Annotated in this window: 13 protein-coding genes and 1 tRNA gene; 12 read left to right on the top strand and 2 right to left on the bottom strand. The window is 41.1% G+C overall.

Translation table 11 applies throughout. The features are described 5' to 3' along the window. Nucleotides 1-4: 4 nt before the first annotated feature. The 7 genes from FGG15_RS00725 to FGG15_RS00755 all read left to right on the top strand — a co-directional run bounded on the left by FGG15_RS00725 (nt 5) and on the right by FGG15_RS00755 (nt 7,157). Entirely contained in the window at nt 5-919 is a 915-nt protein-coding gene (locus tag FGG15_RS00725) for a polysaccharide lyase family 7 protein (RefSeq protein WP_138832186.1), read from the top strand. 11 nt (nt 920-930) lie between these two features. Next, a complete protein-coding gene (locus tag FGG15_RS00730) occupies nt 931-1,857 on the top strand; it encodes a polysaccharide lyase family 7 protein (RefSeq protein ID WP_237561711.1) in 927 nt (308 codons plus the stop codon). Between the two features lie 167 nt (nt 1,858-2,024). Further along, nucleotides 2,025-2,726, top strand: a complete 702-nt coding sequence (locus FGG15_RS00735; protein ID WP_138832188.1) for a FadR/GntR family transcriptional regulator — start codon at nt 2,025-2,027, stop codon at nt 2,724-2,726. Nucleotides 2,727-2,955: 229 nt separating this feature from the next. Then, the gene (locus FGG15_RS00740) at nt 2,956-4,233 is read left to right on the top strand and encodes an MFS transporter (RefSeq protein WP_138832190.1); all 1,278 of its coding nucleotides are present in this window, start codon (nt 2,956-2,958) and stop codon (nt 4,231-4,233) included. A gap of 25 nt (nt 4,234-4,258) precedes the next feature. Further along, on the top strand, nt 4,259-5,020 hold the full coding sequence (locus FGG15_RS00745) for an SDR family NAD(P)-dependent oxidoreductase (RefSeq protein ID WP_138832192.1): 762 nt from the start codon (nt 4,259-4,261) through the stop codon (nt 5,018-5,020). Between the two features lie 7 nt (nt 5,021-5,027). Beyond that, on the top strand, nt 5,028-5,783 hold the full coding sequence (locus FGG15_RS00750; protein ID WP_138832194.1) for an SDR family NAD(P)-dependent oxidoreductase: 756 nt from the start codon (nt 5,028-5,030) through the stop codon (nt 5,781-5,783). A gap of 108 nt (nt 5,784-5,891) precedes the next feature. After that, on the top strand, nt 5,892-7,157 hold the full coding sequence (locus tag FGG15_RS00755; protein ID WP_138832196.1) for an NRAMP family divalent metal transporter: 1,266 nt from the start codon (nt 5,892-5,894) through the stop codon (nt 7,155-7,157). 54 nt (nt 7,158-7,211) lie between these two features. Here FGG15_RS00755 and FGG15_RS00760 read toward each other — a convergent pair whose 3' ends face one another. Together FGG15_RS00760 and FGG15_RS00765 are read right to left on the bottom strand one after the other, a co-directional pair. Then, entirely contained in the window at nt 7,212-8,054 is an 843-nt protein-coding gene (locus FGG15_RS00760; protein ID WP_138832198.1) for a LytTR family DNA-binding domain-containing protein, read from the bottom strand. After that, nucleotides 8,051-9,814: a serine hydrolase domain-containing protein gene (locus tag FGG15_RS00765; RefSeq protein WP_138832202.1), complete on the bottom strand. Its 1,764-nt coding sequence runs from the start codon at nt 9,812-9,814 to the stop codon at nt 8,051-8,053. Before FGG15_RS00765 ends, FGG15_RS00760 begins: the two co-directional genes overlap by 4 nt. A gap of 413 nt (nt 9,815-10,227) precedes the next feature. On the opposite strand from FGG15_RS00765, the gene FGG15_RS00770 reads away from it, so the two are divergent. The 5 genes from FGG15_RS00770 to FGG15_RS00790 all read left to right on the top strand — a co-directional run bounded on the left by FGG15_RS00770 (nt 10,228) and on the right by FGG15_RS00790 (nt 17,679). Next, a tRNA-Arg gene (locus FGG15_RS00770) sits at nt 10,228-10,301 on the top strand. A gap of 346 nt (nt 10,302-10,647) precedes the next feature. Continuing rightward, a complete protein-coding gene (locus FGG15_RS00775) occupies nt 10,648-11,253 on the top strand; it encodes an RNA polymerase sigma factor (protein WP_138832204.1) in 606 nt (201 codons plus the stop codon). 136 nt (nt 11,254-11,389) lie between these two features. Continuing rightward, nucleotides 11,390-12,601, top strand: a complete 1,212-nt coding sequence (locus FGG15_RS00780; protein ID WP_138832206.1) for a FecR family protein — start codon at nt 11,390-11,392, stop codon at nt 12,599-12,601. Between the two features lie 81 nt (nt 12,602-12,682). Next, nucleotides 12,683-16,279: a SusC/RagA family TonB-linked outer membrane protein gene (locus FGG15_RS00785; protein ID WP_138832208.1), complete on the top strand. Its 3,597-nt coding sequence runs from the start codon at nt 12,683-12,685 to the stop codon at nt 16,277-16,279. An 11-nt stretch (nt 16,280-16,290) separates the two neighbouring features. Beyond that, complete coding sequence (locus tag FGG15_RS00790; RefSeq protein WP_138832210.1) at nt 16,291-17,679, top strand: SusD/RagB family nutrient-binding outer membrane lipoprotein; 1,389 nt, start codon at nt 16,291-16,293, stop codon at nt 17,677-17,679. Nucleotides 17,680-17,779: the final 100 nt, after the last annotated feature.

Here is a 17,779-nt window from a genome sequence, read left to right on the forward strand (position 1 = left end):
TTAAATGAAAGTTCTCCAAAAGAAATATCTGGTACTTTTTATAATGGCCTTTTCGGTTGTTGTTGTCACGGCTCAAAGAGATACCAATAGTGTTGCGGCATCAGATGTTAAACCAGCAAAGAAGAAACAAAAGAAGAAGAAAAAGGTAAAACTTCCGAGCATTGATTTGAGTCATTGGAAGGTGACCATTCCTGAAGGCAAAGGCAAGGGAGGTGCCATAAGTGTTGCCCCCCCGGAGATTTTGGAATATGCAACCAATGAAACCTTAAAACCATATATGTACAATGATTCCACAGCAGGTGCCTTGGTGTTTTATGCATTTCCAACCGCGGCCACTACCGCGAATACGAAATATTCCAGATCGGAGCTGCGTGAACAAATGGTACCAGGAAACGATAATGTGAACTGGACCTTCCCACAAGGCGGTACCCTAAAGGCCAAATTGGCCATGGATGAGGTGTCCCGGGATAAGAATGGGAAGTATCACAGGGTGATTATTGCACAAATCCATGGAAGATTGACCAATGAGCAAAAAGAACTGATTGGACAGAAAGATAACAATGCACCACCCATCCTAAAAATATATTGGCATAATGGGAAAATTAGGGTGAAGACCAAAGAATTGGTAAATCCAGCGGTTTCTTCAAAAGGAATTTTGTACAAGGAGGCTTGGAAAGATGACAAAGGAAAGAATTTCCAGGAAGAAGTAGGTTTCGGGAAGTTCAATTTGGAGGTCAAGGTTTCGGATGGTAAAATGGTAGTCTCGCTCAATAAAAATGAGTTTTTCGTTTACGACAATCCAAGTATTAAGCGATGGGGAATCTTTGAAAACTATTTTAAAGCAGGGAATTATTTCCAATCCCGAGATGAAGGAGCATATGCCAAAGTCAAGTTTTACGAACTATCAGTAACGCATTAGTAATAGGTTTAATGAGCAACTATACACATATATTAGGCTTGCCACTTGTACTCTTTATGGGTTTGATCCTATTCAATTGTGAACCATCTTCAGAGGAGGTCCCAGAAACCACACAAGTGGAGGATGACCCAATGGAAGATGTGGTTGATGATACGGTTTCGGAAAATGAGGAACCAGACTATTTGCTTCCAGAAATTGATTTGAGTCATTGGAAAGTAACCTTGCCAATTGGAGGGCCCGATGAAGTAAAACCACCAGAAATTCTGGATTATGCCACTAATGAGGCATTGCTTCCATATATGTACAACGATTCCACAGATGGCTCGTTGGTTTTTTACACCTTTCCAGGGTCGTCCACTCCTAATTCCACGTATTCCAGAACAGAATTGAGGGAGCAAATGGTGCCAGGGAGCAACAGCACCAATTGGACTTTTTCCGAAGGAGGGAGAATGAGGGGAACCCTTTCAGTTCCTTTTATTTCGGAAGATGAAAATGGGAATAAATATCGGACCATAATCATGCAGATTCATGGCAGATTGACCAACGAACAACGGGATTTAATTGGAGAGGATGATAATAATGCGCCACCAGTTTTAAAGATCTATTGGAATGACGGTAAAGTTAGGGTGCACACTAAAAAATTGAAGGATTTGAATGTGTCGGATGAAGAATTATTGACTACTTCGGCATGGGAGGATGATGAACCCTATTCTTTTCCCAACCCTGTGGGCACAGAAAAATTCTCATTGGAGGTAATCGCGACAGAAGGGCGCATTGAGGTAATATTAAATGGCGAAGAGTCATTTATTAAGGAAAATGAAGATCTAGAAAAGTGGGGAGTATTCGAAAACTATTTTAAGGCAGGCAATTATTTAATTAGCAAAGATGAAGGTACATCTGCTACTGTAAAATATTATGAATTAGAGGTTGAACATTGAGTTAGTTAGGTTTTGATAGCTATTGGCCAATTTTGTTGGCCAATAGTTAATCAAACAGCATGAAAATTTGGGAGTTGGCATTACTATAAACTATGTTTTCCTGATTAGGACAAATTGATTAAATTTAACAAACCAATCTGGTTAACCAATTTTATTTGAGATAATTTATGAGAGTTGACATTCTTACTAAGAGCGAAAACCGGGAGGTACAAAAGGAAATAATTTCCAAGTTACGTGACTTGATTAATTATAAAAATTTGGAACCTGGAGACAAGTTGCCTTCCGAAAGGATGCTTTCTGAAAAATTTGGTGTCAGTAGAAGCAATGTTAGGGAGGTTATTCAAAAATTGGAATTTTTTGGCATACTAAAGTCCAGACCTCAAAGCGGAACCTTTATCGCGGATATCGGGCAGATAGCCATGAGTGGCATGATGGATGATATTTTAAGGTTGGAAGATCCTGATTTTAAGTCCTTGGTGGAAACACGGATCCTGTTGGAACTTAAAACTGTACGTTTGGCGGCATTAAGGCGGACAGATGAAGATTTGACGAAAATGAGGCAAGCCTTGGATGCCTACAAGGAGAAGGTCTTGAACGGACAAAAAGCTGTCGAGGAAGACCTACTGTTTCATCTGGCAATAGCTCAGGCAAGCAAGAACAGTACCATGAATACGTTCATGTTGATTATTACCCCGGAGATTATTACAAATTTTGAAAAGTACCATGTTTGCGATGCCAACCTCTCCTTTCAGGGAATTCAGGAACATGAAGATATTTACGAAGCAATAAAAGATCAGGATCCAAAAATGGCCAAGGAAAAAATGAAGGCGCATTTTAAGATCTTGTATCAATATTGCTATAACATTTAATGGTCATTGTAATTAGGGTAAAAACAAAAATGCACGCTTTTGTTTTTGCTAATTGAAATATTTGGAGGGAAGAAAACTAAACGGAATACGATAGCTGTTCCTACCTATCTGTAGGAATTACTTATCATGTTTAAGATTCAAAAGTGTTTGATAAATAGGGCTGGTTTGGATTGGAACCATTTTGCCTACAGGGAAAACTCTTGTCGTACTTCCTTAAAACTTTAAAAAGATGAAATTAAAAGGCTTACGTTGGTGGGTAATAGCATTAATATGCATTGCTACCGTAATCAACTACATAGATAGAACGGCATTTGGTGTTATGTGGCCCGAAATGGGCAAGGATTTAGGCATGGATGAGGCGGATTATGCTGTTATGTTGAATGTCTTTATGATTACCTATGCACTGGGCAAATTCCTGTCAGGAAAACTCTACGATCAGATCGGTACGCGATTTGGTTTTGTGTTCTCCATTGCCTTATGGTCAGCTGCAGCCGTACTTCACGCATTTGCCAGAGGTTTGGTGTCACTATCAATAGTGCGTGCCATGTTGGGTCTGGGTGAAGCGGGTAATTGGCCGGGAGCCGTAAAAAGCAATGGGGAATGGTTTCCTGTTAAAGAACGTGCCATTGCCCAAGGTATTTTCAACGCTGGAGCCTCTTTAGGTAGCGTAATAGCACCAGCCTTGATCGCATACTTGTATGCACAATTTGGATGGCGTACAACCTTTATCATTTTAGGTTTGGTCGGTTTTGTATGGATTTTCCCTTGGCTAATCGTCAACAAGGCAAAACCAGAGAAACATCCATGGATCACCGAAGAGGAAAGGAACATGATTCTCTCTGACCGAATTGCCCCTGTTGAGGAAACCCAAAAAGAAAAAGGATCTTCCCTAGCAAAAATTCTGAGCTACAGAGAATCTTGGGGTGTTCTGGTTTCAAGATTTTTTATAGAGCCAATTTGGTGGTTGTTTGTAGGATGGATGCCATTGTATTTAAACTCAAAATTTGGTTTTAGCATTGAAGAAATAGGATCAACCATATGGATTTCCTATCTAGGCGGAATGGCAGGGAGCATTTTGGGCGGATGGTTTTGTGGTAAACTGATGGAAAAGCATTCGGTTGATTATTCAAGAAAGATGTCCATTCTTATAGGAGGTGTCCTGATTTTCTTGGGACTCTTGGGAATCATATTCTTCGTGAAAGGCAATAATCCAATGACCTTCATTTATATTGTGGCCTTGGTACTATTTGGTTTCCAATTTGCCATTGGCAATATCCAGACCCTTTCTAGTGACCTGTTAAAAGGCCCTTCAGTTGGAACATTGGCAGGTCTGGCAGGTACGGTAGCTGCTATTTCGGTTATTATCATGAACTGGCTTATACCAAAGATAACCACGGTCTCGTATACCCCTGCATTTATAATAATTGCCGTACTAGCCCCACTGGCAGTACTATCCATATACATTTTAATAAGAAAAATAAAACCAGTCGAACTCGATTCGATATAACGCACATCAAATAAAAAGACAACAAATGATATCAAAAGGAAAAGTAGCCGTTGTAACAGGTGCAACAGGCGGAATTGGCTTTCAAGTTGCAAAAAGACTCGGAAAGGATGGATACACTGTGATCTTGAATGGAATAGAGGATGAAGTTGGAGCCCAAAGAATAAAAGAACTAACCGATGAAGGCATCACAGCAGAATACTACGGTTTTGATGTTACCAATGAAGAAGCTGTAAACGCCAACATCAACACTATAGGGGAAAAGTATGGAAAAATAGATGCACTGATAAACAACGCGGGAGGTCTGGGAGGAAGGTCCAGGTTTGAGGAGATGACAACGGAATTCTATAGAGGGGTAATGGCCTTGAATCTTGATTCAACATTTTTCGTTTCCCGAGCGGCCATACCTTATCTTAAAAAAGGAGAAACCCCATCAATTATTAACTATACTTCCATAGCAGGATGGAATGCGGGTGGACCTGGCGCAGGTATCTATGGCACTTCAAAAGCAGCCGTGCATGCCATTACAAGGGCATTGGCAAAAGATCTTGCGGAATATGGTATTCGCGTGAACGCTGTATCTCCAGGGACAATTGATACACCATTTCACACACAGATCAAATCTACCAAACCAGAGGTATTTGCTTCCTGGAAAAACAATATCTTACTAGGGCGATTGGGACAACCCGAGGAAGTTGCTTCCGTTATTTCGTTTTTGGTGGGTAATGATGCGGCATTTTTAACAGCCGAAACCATCCAAGTAGGTGGTGGACAAGGTTTAGGAATATAAAATGGGAATGAAGAGATTAGAAGGAAAAATAGCTGTCGTTACTGGAGGCTCAAGAGACATTGGGCGGGCCATTTCGGTTAAGCTTGCCAAAGAAGGCGCAAAATTGGTTGTGAATTACTACAACTCTGAATCAGCGGCCATGGAAACCATTGAAGAAATAAAATCTTTGGGACAGGAAGCCATTGCCGTAAAAGCGGATGTTTCAAATCTGGGCGACATCAATAACCTTAAAACAAAGGTGATTGAAGCTTTTGGAGGTAAGGTTGATATCCTAGTAAACAATGCCGGAGGGCTTTTCGCCAGAAAAACATTGGGAGAATTTGATGAAAGTTTTTACAACTTGGTCATGAATGTAAATTTTAAATCCACGGTGTTCGTGTCCCAGGCTTTTGAACCCATAATGGGCCAAGGAGGCTCAATCATTAATCTATCATCCTTGGCAGCAAGAGATGGCGGAGGAGGAGGCTCGGCCTTGTACAGTTCTTCAAAAGGGGCGGTTAGTACATTCACCAGGGCCATGGCCAAAGAACTCGGACCCAAAGGAATTCGAGTAAACGCCCTTTGTCCTGGCTTAATAGGAACCAAGTTCCACGATGACTTTACCAAAGATGAAGTTCGTTCCAAAGTAGCATCCGGCACGCCGTTAAGGAGAGAAGGAACAGCTCAGGAAGTTGCTGATTTAACGGCTTATTTGGCCTCTGATGAAGCCTCTTTTATAACTGGGAACAATATTGATATTAACGGTGGCTTGGCGTTTAGTTAAGAAAAAAAGAGGAAATCTGAACTGCTGGACAGTAGGTTTTTGATTTGCTCGAAACACTTGGATAACTTTAGATAATCTCGCATTAAATGGCGAGTATCAAATTGTAAAATGGCCGAAAAGCGAACTCTATTTAAAAAATTAGTTGCCCTTGTGCTGGCTTTCGGCCCTGGTATTTTTGCCATTGGTTATACCATCGGTACAGGAAGCGTTACTTCAATGATTGTGGCGGGGAGCACGTATGGTATGCAACTTTTATGGGTGCTATTGCTCAGTTGTTTTTTTTCTGGGATTCTCATTCATGTTTATGGCAATTTTACCCTGATTACAGGAGAAACTGCACTATTTGCGTTCAAAAAACACCTTAAATGGGGCAAGGTCATGGCAATTCTGGTCATCATGGGAATTGCTTTAGGTCAGTGGAATTCTTTGATGGGAATTATGGGAATTTCCGCTAATATCATTTATGAGATATTCGCGATTTACTTTCCACAAATCTCTGAAAACAAATATGAAATAGTGATTGTCATCGCTGTGTCGGTCACGTCTATTTTATATGCCCTTCTTTTGGTGGGCAAGTATTCTTTCTTTGAAAAGATCCTGGTCATTTTTGTCACTATAATGGGATTCTCCTTTCTAATATCCCTATGTATGGTTTACCCATTGCCCGTTGATGTGGTACGGGGACTTGTTCCCAGTATTCCAGAAGTGCCAGGAGGTAAAATGCTGGTGGCCGCGTTTGTTGGAACCACCATGGCAGCGGCAACTTTTTTATCACGTCCACTATTTGTAAAAGGCAAGGGTTGGACGGTTAATAATCTTAAGGAACAAAAAAAAGATGCGATCTTGGCAGCCATCTTGGTATTTGTAATTAGCGCTGCTATTATGGCGGTTGCCACCGGGGCACTTTTTTATGATGGAAAACCGGTAACCCAAGTATTGGATATGGTCAACACTTTGGAACCTGTAGCCGGGAAATTTGCACTGACGCTGTTCTTTTTTGGAACCCTAAGTGCTGGACTTTCCTCAATATTCCCCATTTTACTGATTGTCCCCATTTTAATTGCAGACTTCCAATCGGGGGAATTGGACACCAGTTCCAAACAGTTCAAACGAATTACGGCCTTTGCTTGTCTGTTTGCCCTAATTGTTCCCATATTTGGGTCAAACCCGGTTGAGATGCAGATTCTTTCCCAGATTTTCAATGTTTTTGTGCTGCCCTTGGTAATCATCGGGATTCTGCTGCTGATCAATAACAAAAAATTGATGAAGGGAAATAAGACAGGGACATGGATCAATATAGGCCTAATTGCTGCACTGTTCTTTTCCCTAATTATCTCTTACAATGGAGTATTGGCATTGACCAATTATTTCTAGAAATTCCATTTGATTTTTTACCAATAAAAAAATAGCAAGTCCATTTTTGGAATATCAATGCGAGTTTTCGCCTATCCAAGTTCTGAATGGAGAAGCCTTGTCCCTGCTTACCACTATTGTTTGAGGTAAGTCAACTATATCATGGGTCTTAAGGGTTACTTCAATTTTGCCGTAGCTTCCACTCTCAAAAGCATCTATTATGGCTTTGGAAAGTATAAACTTTCTATTCGCCCTAAAAAAACGATTATCCAATAGGCCCTCCATTTCTTTCAATGTCAATTCCGAAGAGAATTTGTTGTAATGGGAATCCACTACATAGGTAATCCCCAGTAACGAGTACGCTGCAATGATTTCCTTCTGATTCAACAACTTAAAGGTAAAGGCATCTTTCACCTTGATTCTGGCATCTGGAGCAATATTCAAGGATTCCTGATTTTGCTTGTTTGACAGTAAAAACAAACCAAAGTAAACCATATGCAAAAGCAGGATAAACAGGAGGGCAACAAGTGTATCCTTGGTATAAAAAACAAACGAAAGGGATAGCCGTTGCCCCTCAAAAAAGAGATGATCCAACAACTCGTTCAATAGAATGGTGAAAATGATCACGCTTAGGGTGTGCAAGGTCAGCTGATAAGTTACCCTTTTGACGAAATCCTTGTTTAATGGCATTTTGCGATTGAGCCAGCGAATTCCCAATGCGTAAAACTCGATAATCAAATAGGTGGTCAGCACATCTACCAAATAGTAATAGATATGCTGAACATCCATATTTTGAAAATTGTAGGTAATCAGAAAATTGAGGGAGGTAACAGATACGGTAACGATCCAAATATAAGGTCGTTTAAAAAGCAAATTCTGGTTTATTTTTGTTGCCTCCCCCATGTCCTTGTGCATCATTTGTCAATGCGTTTAAATCTATATCCGGATAGATACAATGAAGAAGTACCATCCGATTCTTTTTTCAATTTAACAGTTTCCCCGCCAAAGAAATCAAAATTGTAGCCAGGAATTACTGCCAGCTCTTCCGATATTGGTGATAAACCTAATTGAATACCCATTTCCCTTGGATATTTGCCACTTCCCTGAATCTCCAAGACATTTTCTGAATTAATAAACAACTGAAGCTTGTCAATGGTTTGGTAGTCATTATCACTATAATTGGCCACGGTGTAGGTACCCACAGCTCTTTTCCACGAATTGGGTATTGTTTTGGTCCTTATTTTGGATCCCATAACATGTCGAGTACCACTTTCAAATTGTTCGCCAATGATTATCTCTCCTTCGGATTCTTTCCAAAAAACATCCATGGCATGAATTTTTACGCCCATGACTTTTACATATAATTTGATAAGCCCATTGGAGTAGGGTACACCTACCCCTTTCTTGTTCTCCGCTTTGAGATCAACATCAAAAGCATTACCATTTCTCTTAAAGTTTAATAGTCCAATGGAGGTGCTATAGGTACCTTCAATTTTCTTGAAATCCTCGTTGCTAAGCGTAACTTTTTTGTAGTTGACTTTCGGTTTTTCCGCTTGGTGATTTTTAGAAGCTTTGTACTTTTTACCCATGAAGGCATATAATTTTCCCCAGCTGTCCCAATGGATGGAGCTACTGGAATTGGAGTTACTACAAATCACGATGGAAGTATCCAGTTCTGGAATAAAAAAGATGTAGGAATAAAAGGGCTCGTGGACTCCAGCTTTTTTTACGCGGGTATGCCCAGTTTTCAAGGGTAATAGTTCCCACATCAACCCTATTCCCGTATCAAACGCCAAAGGGGCATTGGTAAACTGCTTTTGGAGTGCATCTTCAACCATGGCATCGCTTAGAAATCCTCGAGCACTTTTTCGTCCTGTTTTGGTGTACAACCGAGCTATTTTAAGCATATCAGCGGCGCTCGAGGTTACCCCATCTGATCCTGAATGGCTGTATTTGTAGGTTTCTGTTTCCACCTCACGCACATAGCCCTTGGTATTTTTGGCAGGGCCAAAATAGGAATGGGTCATCTGCAGCGGTTTAAAAATGTTCTCTTCAACATAGTCTTCATAGGGCATCCCGGATACACGTTCTACAAGCAAGGCCAATAGGTCAACGCCCCAATCTGAATATTGATAAACCCTCCCCGGCGGGGAAATAAGATATTCTTCCTTGGAATTTTGCAAGAGATGCTCTAAAGGTTCAGGTTCTTTCTTCATGAATCCTTTGGCTCGTAACCTCGGTAGGCCAGCATAATGGGAAAGCATATGCCTAATGGTAATTTTACTGTCCTCTCCAAAATGGGATTTCATGGCAAAGTCGGTCACGTAATGGGAATACGCCTCATCCAAATCAACAAGCCCATCGGTGCATAACTTTAGGACAGCGGTTGATGTAATGATTTTGGATACCGACCCAATGGGATATTCTGTGTCTTTGGTTGCCTTGGTGTTTTTGGACTTGTCCGAGAATCCAAACCCTTCCGACATAATCAACTGATTTTCAATTTCCATGGCAATACTTACACCGGTAATATTGTGCTTTTTCATTTTTTTGAGGATGTGCTTCCTGAAATCTTGTTTAAAGCTGGACAGTTCCTCTGGTGAAAACTTTTTTTGAGCGTTCAGGGTTCCTAAAAATAGCAGCCCAAGTACTACAAGTGCGTTTTGATAATGTTTCATGATTCTAATTCGTTTTTGATTAAATGTTGGATGAATGTAGTGGTGATTGGGCACCAGAATCGCATAAAACCATTCAAAACAAAGTGAATCGCTATAAAATTTAGATTCAATCACAGCTTGAGGTTTAGGGTACCTAGAATTCTGATTTTGAAATTGATTTGCTTAAAGAGCGTTTCCTTATAGATTAGGCAAATTGCAAATGGCAAACTTAGTAAGGTAAGGGTCATTGGGCTCTTCCAGAATGTAAAGGATTAGAAAGTAAGCTTTGTTTTTGGGGAGTATTTTGCATTTGGCTGGAAAATATTGGAAATTAACTAAGGTTAATTGTATATTTGCACCCGCAAAATAGGTCGCGTAGCTTCCCGAAAAACAAATCGGGACTGGCAGCTTCGCCACGCGACATGAAATAGCAAGGTCGCGTAGCTCAGCTGGATAGAGCATCTGCCTTCTAAGCAGACGGTCGAAGGTTCGAATCCTTCCGCGATCACGAATAAATGAAAGAAGTTCCTGTATAAATCAAGCTTGCTTGGATTTGTAGATGGAACTTTTTTATTTTCAGCACGGAGCGGTAAAGGAAGTGCCCAGGAAATTCTTCCGTGATTACCCTAAAGCAAGAGAAGCCCTGAAAGTAATTTCAGAGTATTTATTTTATATAACTGCTTATCAACATCCAGTTCATATAAATCCCTACTGCCTCGGTAATCTTCCCATCGCTTGATATGCTCATTTCCAGATGTACTTTTAACCCATACATGTCAGGTTAGATCAAGCTAATTTTAATTTTTTAAGTTTGTTTATAGTCAACTAAGGGAAAGTGTCAACATAGTGCTCCTATGGGCATCGGATTATCTATGGATCAGGGAAATTTATGGTCAAAATTTAAAGCAGGCGACAAGTCCGCATTCGAATCCGTTTATAATTTATGTATTGATGATATGTATGCATACGGATTGAAACTGGATACGGATAGGGAACTCGTCAAGGACTGTATCCAAGAAGTATTTATTGACATCTATGAACATAGAAATGCCATAGCCGAACCGCAAAACATCAAGTTTTATATCCTCAAAGCACTAAAACACTCTATATTCAAAAAAAGGAAAAAGGAAAGAAAGAAGACAAAATTCCATGAACAACCTGGACTGAGCTTTAGTGCTGGTCAGAATTTCGAAGACCGAAGAATTTTGTCCGAATTGGATGCGGAAAAAAAGCGTTTGGTCAATGAGGCTCTAGAGACTCTAAGCACAAAACAGAAAGAAATCATGTATTTACGGTTCAGTGTGGGCTTAAGCTATGATGAGATTTCCGAAATCGTAAAGATTGACCATGCTTCCGTTAGAAAACAGGTATATCGCGCCGTAAAAAAGTTAAGAAATAGCAAAGCTTTCGACGATTACAAGGGTATTGTTTTATTCTATTCGATGTTAAGGGTGTTTTAGTAGCCGCATTTAATATGCTGTTATTCAATCAATTATAACAACATTGTTCTTCCGTCAACGAAAATTCTAAAAAAAATCTTAAAAAAAGTGTCCACAAAGTGCAAACTTTTGTCCCTATAGGATAAATAGCATAGCCTTGGAGGATTTGACCAAATATCTTGATGACGAAAAATTTGTAGACTGGATAGCCCATCCCACTACTGAAAAGGATGCATATTGGGCAAACTTCATTAAAGAAAATCCTGAAGAGGAATCCAAAATCCGCATCTTAAAGGAGTATCTCGGAACTTTGCAAGCATCCAATGAAAAACTTTCCCAAAACCAAAAACAGAAAATTTTAGATCAATTGTATGTGAGGACTGGTTTGGGTAATTCCCGCCGAAGCCCCATATATCTCAATTTTCTTAAATACGCCGCCGTCTTTGTAATTCTAATCGGGACGGTAATTTATTTGAGCACAGGCAAAACAAATGGGGAGAAGCCCAACATGGAGTCTTTGCTACAAGTATCCATAGATTCAGCTATTGATACAAGGTTGATTCTTGAAAACGACCAAGAGATTGCAATCGATCAAAAACGCTCTGTAATTAACTACTCCGGAAGCAATAACCTTGTAATCAATAAAAAGGATACTCTGGATATCCGCAATGGTGATACCACGGATGACCTACAAATGAACCAACTTATAGTTCCATATGGTAAACACAGCAGAATAACCCTGGCAGATGGTTCCATTGTTCATGTAAATTCTGGATCCAGGTTGGTCTTTCCAAAAGTTTTTAAAGGAAATTCTCGGGAAGTTTATTTGGATGGCGAAGCTTTCTTTGAGGTTGAATCGGACGCTAACAAACCTTTTACAGTTAAGGTTTTGAAGGACGATGATTTTTCCGTAACAGCAGTGGGAACCAAGTTCAATGTGAACTCTTACAGCAATAATGATAGGGTGACTACGGTCTTGACCGAAGGAGAAGTCTTTTTAACCAATGAAACTAAAAACAAGTTGTTCGGAAAGGGAAGAAAAACTACTATGAAACCGGGGGAGCTGACTGAATGGAATGTGTCGGCAAAAGCTGTACAGCGCCAAATGCGGGTGGACACGGAAATCTATATTTCTTGGATTAGGGGACTGCTTATTTTTAAGGGAGAACCATTACAAGATGTAGTGAGGCGCTTGGAAACGTATTACAATATCAACATTGAATTAGGAGAAAATGTTGATCAGCAATTCAAGCTCACAGGAAAATTGGATCTTAATGATTCAATTGAAGAAACCATGGAAAATTTGGCCGTTTCGGCTTCAGCTAACTTTGAAAAAAATGGAATCAAAGGCTATTTGATTACCAAATAAAAAACCAGAGCATGTTCGCACCATGCTCTGGCTGGTAACCTGTAAAAACAGGGATTGTTTAAACAAACAACTAACTAAATTATGGAAAAAAAGGGGTTTCCATATGATTGCATGAGCAATTTTATGGACAAAATCAAAAAAGTGATGAGGTTTCTGACACTATTTTTATTGCTCTTCACACTTTATTCTTACACAGATGCTTACTCACAAAGAACAAAGCTAAAGGTCAACCTGAAGGATGCTACTTTATTGGATATTATCCACAGCATTGAAGGCCAAAGTGAGTTTGTTTTTATGTATGGGGAGGATTTGATGTCAACTTTAAAGGAGAAAAAGGGAGATTTTAAAATAAAGAACCAAACCATTGACAATGCTTTGGAGCAGCATTTTAAGCCTAACCGGATAGATTATCATATCAATGGCAGACAAGTTGTGCTGAAAAAAAATGAAGCACAGCCTGAATCCAATTCTAAGGAGGAGACACCCCAAATGGCGGTTTCCGGAACTGTAACTGACGATGTAGGGCCTCTACCCGGAGCCAGTATTGTGGTCAAGGGAACAACTGACGGTACCACTACGGATTTCGATGGTAATTATTCCATTGAAGTCCCAGATGGAAACGCCATTCTGGTGGTCAGTTATATTGGGTATCTCACGCAAGAAATTCCAGTTAATGGGCAAACCACGGTCAATGTGGTACTCAAAGAAGATGCCCAGGCGTTGGACGAAGTGGTGGTAACCGCTTTAGGTTTTGAAGTACGTACCGACAAGTTGGGTACTGCCGTTTCAAGTGTAAAGCCAGAGGCTTTGGTGCGTTCTGGTGAAACATCGGTGGCCAACGCCATTCAAGGTAAAATGGCAGGTGTTAATATCACCAGATCTAACGGTGATCCTGGTTCCGGTTCCAATATTAGGATTCGTGGCGCCAACACTATTTTTGGAAGTACCCAACCACTAATTATTGTGGATGGGATACCTATCAGCAATAGCAGTACCCAGGGAGGAGCCAGTAGTGCAACGGGAAATGGTACATCTCAGCAATCTCGTCTGAATGATATTAACCCAAATGACATTGAGACTTTACAAGTGCTGAAAGGAGCTTCTGCAGCCGCCTTATGGGGGTCTAGAGCTTCCAATGGTGTGGTTATTATCACCACCAAATCGGGTAGGAGAGGATTCAGGGTTAACTTAAAAACTGCGATTTCCTTGGATGAAGTCAATGCCATTGCGCCGCTTCAATCCAATTACGGCCAGGGACTTGACGGAAGGTTTAGACATGGATATCTACATGGATGGGGAGACGAGATATCAACAAGATCAGGAGGTGAGGATAGTTTTGACACTTCAGGAGGGTTCTTTATTGGCGACCAAACCGGAAGTACTTATTATCCCATTCCAGATGGAACAACTGATAATTTGCACGGGGGTAAAAATTCCAGGGATACGTTTTTGGATGAAAACCATGATCACGTTTTTAGAACAGGCGTGCTACTGGAACAATCTGTGAGCATCAGTGGGGGTGATGAAAAGAGCAATATTTTCTTCAGTTTGGGGAACACCGATCAAGAGGGTATCATTAGAAACAACGATTACAGACGGCATACGGTAAACCTGAGTGCCTCCCACCGATTTAATGAATATATCAATTTAAAACTGAAAGGGAAATACTCCAGAATCAGCGCCAACAGGATTCAGCAGAACTCCAACACCGCTGGATTGTTACTTGGGTTTTACCGGAATATATCAGACTTCAATATTGAGGACTATACAGGTACCTACGTAAGCGACACCGGTGCTGAGTTCAGTGGTCGGCATAGATCATATAGAAACCCTGTAGGAGCCTCGGAACGGCCTTTTTACAACAACCCGCTATGGACTACGAATGAGCAAAAAGCACCAAATATTGTCAACAGACATATTTATTCAGCAGAGCTGGATGTGTACCCTGTGGATGGTCTGAATATTAAACTTAGAGGAGGTGTGGATACCTATAGTGATGACCGTACGTATTTATATCCAAGAGGTTCCGCTCGAACCGGACTTATCCCTAGGTTGGAAGGTAATTTGACCTTTGAGAGTATTGGAGCAACGGAATTAAACTTTGATGCCATTGCAAAATATGATACCAACCTTAATGAAGAAATTACTTCTTCGTTTATTTTGGGATGGAATATCAATGATAGGAAATTCAATAGGGAAACCATAGTCGGTAGTGATTTCATTGCAAATGATGAGATCTATACACTAGATAATTCCAGAATAATCCAGGGAGATAATTTTATCAGCCATAGAAGATCCAATAGAGGTTTTGCAACGGCCAACTTTGGATTGTACGATCAACTTTTTATCGATTTATCAGGTACTGTTGAGGCAGCATCTACTATCAAGGATCCTTTCTTTTATCCATCAGCAAGTGCAGCTTGGCAATTTTCCAACGCGGACTTCTTTCCTGAGGACAGTTTCATAAGTTTTGCCAAAGCTCGATTAAGCTGGGGTAAAGTGGGTATTCAACCGGATATTTATAGGAGCTCTACCAACTATGAAGGAGATTTTACCTATAGCAACGGGATTTTTGGTAACCTGTCATCAACCAACCATGGCGGTGGATTTAGATTGGATAACAGATTGGGTAATGCCAACCTAAAACCTGAAATAAAGACGGAAATCGAAGGTGGGCTTGAGTTCAGGTTTTTTGATAATATCCTAAACACTAGCTTTACCTATTACACCAATGAGATTGAGGACATCCTATTGACTTTGGATAGATCGCCTTCCAGCGGTTTCTCCAGTATCTATACCAATGGTGCTTCCATGAAGAACCGAGGGTTTGAATTTGAGTTTAGCGCAAACTTGCTAGGAAACAGTGAATATTGGACGCTTACTCCTTATGGAAACTTTGCGACCAATAAAAATGAGGTCACTAGTTTGGCGGGCGCCGATGTACAGCGACTCACAGGATTTGGAACAGGGGATTCTGTAGCCGCTGTAGGGTATCAAATGGGAGCCATTTTTGGTGGAAAATTACCTAGGAATGCAGACGGAAGTATAGAACTGGATGCCAACGGATTTCCGGTGGGAACTCCGGAATATGATGTAATCGGGGATCCCAATCCAGATTGGACTGGAGGACTAGGTTTTAACCTAGGCTTCAAAAACGTATCCATGAATGTGCTGTTTGAGCATTCCCAAGGCGGTGACTTTTATGACATGACCCGGCAGATCAATAGCCAAAGAGGGTTTAGTAGGGAATCTGGAAACAAGGTTACCGTTCCAACCGGTGGAATTAATGATGTTACCGGAGCTACGTATGCGGCTGGTGAAGTCGTCAGAGGTAACTTGTTTGATTTTGGAGCCGGACCTGTGCTTTTGGAACAGAACTGGTATCGAGGCAATGGCGCTGGAAACCGAGGCTTTAGTGAGCTTTGGCTTCAAGATGCCACCTGGACCCGACTTAGGGAAATTACACTGACCTATTCCCTTGGGGAGAAGGTACTGGAAAAATTGAAGCTATCTGATGTAAGTTTCAGCTTCACCGGAAGAAATCTTGTCCTGTGGACAGATGTAATCGGTAACGACCCAGACAAGAATTTTGCTGGAGTAGGGAACTCAAGAGGATTGGATTATTACACAAATCCATCCACCAAGTCCTATTTGTTCAACTTGAGTTTAACATTTTAAAAGAAAGCGTGATGAGAGTATACAAAATAGCAACCATTATAGTAATTCTTTTCAATGTTCTTGCTTGCCAAGACATAGTTGATGATATAAATGACAATGACCCAAACACCATTAGTAGTGTAGATGGGCAGAGCTTATTTACCGGAATGCAATTGGCCGATATTACAGCGCAGTTGGGATATTTGAATTGGGCAGCTGGGGTTTGGACCGGCAATTTTGTGGGGAGTGGAAGATTTGCTCCCATTCAAGAATACCAATATGGAAATACCAATTCTGACACCCCTTGGTTCAATATTTATGTGGGAGTGGTGCAACAAGCGAGGGAGTTACGAAGTGGCATCCCAGTTACCAACAAGGATTTTTTCTTTGGAGCTTCAAAGGTTTTGGAAGCCCATGCCTTGGGTACAGCCGCCAGCATGTTTGGTGATGTTCCGTTCTCCGAGGCTGTAAACGCCGATATCCCAACACCAATATATGATGGTCAGCTGGAGGTATATGGCAATGTACAGACCTTGTTGGACGAAGGTATAGCGGATTTGCAAACCGCGGCTACAGGCGGAGGAATTGCTGAAGATTTGTTCTTTGGAGGAGATTCAAGTAGTTGGATCAAGGCAGCATATACGCTGAAAGCCCGTTTGTACTTGGAGGTTGGCGATTATGCCAATGCCATAGCCGCTGCCCAGAGCGGCATTTCCTTGCCGTCAGAATCCATGCAATATCATCCACCGGCAGTGGTACTTACCGGGGACACCAATCTATTGAACCAATTTTTTACCGGGAGCTTCCCCGATGATTTAACAACAGAAGGAGGATATCTGATTGAATTAATGACGGGAGCCGGTAATCGCAATAATGCAAAAACCGACGAAGTGGACAGGGTCGCTTATTATTTTGATGGAACGCAGATTAACCTGAATGGAATAGCCGGGGTGGCTGAACCCATGAATCTGATATCCCTTCAAGAGAACTTGTTGACTTGGGCTGAAGCGGCCATCCGGTCTAACGACTTTGCGAGTGCTTTGGGCAAGTTGAACGAGCATAGGGCGAATTTGAGAAGCGGCGAGCATTTTGCCATTACCACAGGAATATATGATGATTACGTAGACACGGATTTTGATGCTGGTGGTATCGAGAATGTGGACGGCTCCCTGACTAGGGATGAGGCCTTGCTACGGGAAATCATCCAGGAACGCTATGTTTCCTTCTTTGCTGAGTTGGTCAGTTTTAATGATCTGCGAAGAACCAAGAAAGATGCTGTTGCAATACAAGTTGGAGTTCCTTTTAATACCGGCGCCCAACACCCGGAAAGATTCCTATATCCGTTTTCGGAAGAAAATACCAACGGTGCCAACGTTCCCGACATAACGGACATTTTTATAAAAACTCCGGTAAATCAATAACAAACGCATTGAGTTAGTTTAAGTTTAGTATTTGAATTAAGTGTTGTTCTGGAAACAGGCTGTTCGATAAAAATGGGCAGCCTGTTAACCTAGCCGTCCG

This window comes from Flagellimonas algicola (genome assembly GCF_005937185.1).
Taxonomy (GTDB): domain Bacteria; phylum Bacteroidota; class Bacteroidia; order Flavobacteriales; family Flavobacteriaceae; genus Flagellimonas; species Flagellimonas algicola.

What these genes read in the sequence shown, in the direction of transcription:
- FGG15_RS00765 (WP_138832202.1), bottom strand. Translation starts at nt 9,814, where the DNA reads ATGAAACATTATCAAAACGCACTTGTAGTACTTGGGCTGCTATTTTTA.
- FGG15_RS00740 (WP_138832190.1), top strand. Translation starts at nt 2,956, where the DNA reads ATGAAATTAAAAGGCTTACGTTGGTGGGTAATAGCATTAATATGCATT.
- FGG15_RS00760 (WP_138832198.1), bottom strand. Translation starts at nt 8,054, where the DNA reads ATGATGCACAAGGACATGGGGGAGGCAACAAAAATAAACCAGAATTTG.
- FGG15_RS00790 (WP_138832210.1), top strand. Translation starts at nt 16,291, where the DNA reads ATGAGAGTATACAAAATAGCAACCATTATAGTAATTCTTTTCAATGTT.
- FGG15_RS00785 (WP_138832208.1), top strand. Translation starts at nt 12,683, where the DNA reads ATGGAAAAAAAGGGGTTTCCATATGATTGCATGAGCAATTTTATGGAC.
- FGG15_RS00725 (WP_138832186.1), top strand. Translation starts at nt 5, where the DNA reads ATGAAAGTTCTCCAAAAGAAATATCTGGTACTTTTTATAATGGCCTTT.
- FGG15_RS00730 (WP_237561711.1), top strand. Translation starts at nt 931, where the DNA reads ATGAGCAACTATACACATATATTAGGCTTGCCACTTGTACTCTTTATG.
- FGG15_RS00735 (WP_138832188.1), top strand. Translation starts at nt 2,025, where the DNA reads ATGAGAGTTGACATTCTTACTAAGAGCGAAAACCGGGAGGTACAAAAG.
- FGG15_RS00755 (WP_138832196.1), top strand. Translation starts at nt 5,892, where the DNA reads ATGGCCGAAAAGCGAACTCTATTTAAAAAATTAGTTGCCCTTGTGCTG.
- FGG15_RS00745 (WP_138832192.1), top strand. Translation starts at nt 4,259, where the DNA reads ATGATATCAAAAGGAAAAGTAGCCGTTGTAACAGGTGCAACAGGCGGA.
- FGG15_RS00750 (WP_138832194.1), top strand. Translation starts at nt 5,028, where the DNA reads ATGAAGAGATTAGAAGGAAAAATAGCTGTCGTTACTGGAGGCTCAAGA.
- FGG15_RS00775 (WP_138832204.1), top strand. Translation starts at nt 10,648, where the DNA reads ATGGGCATCGGATTATCTATGGATCAGGGAAATTTATGGTCAAAATTT.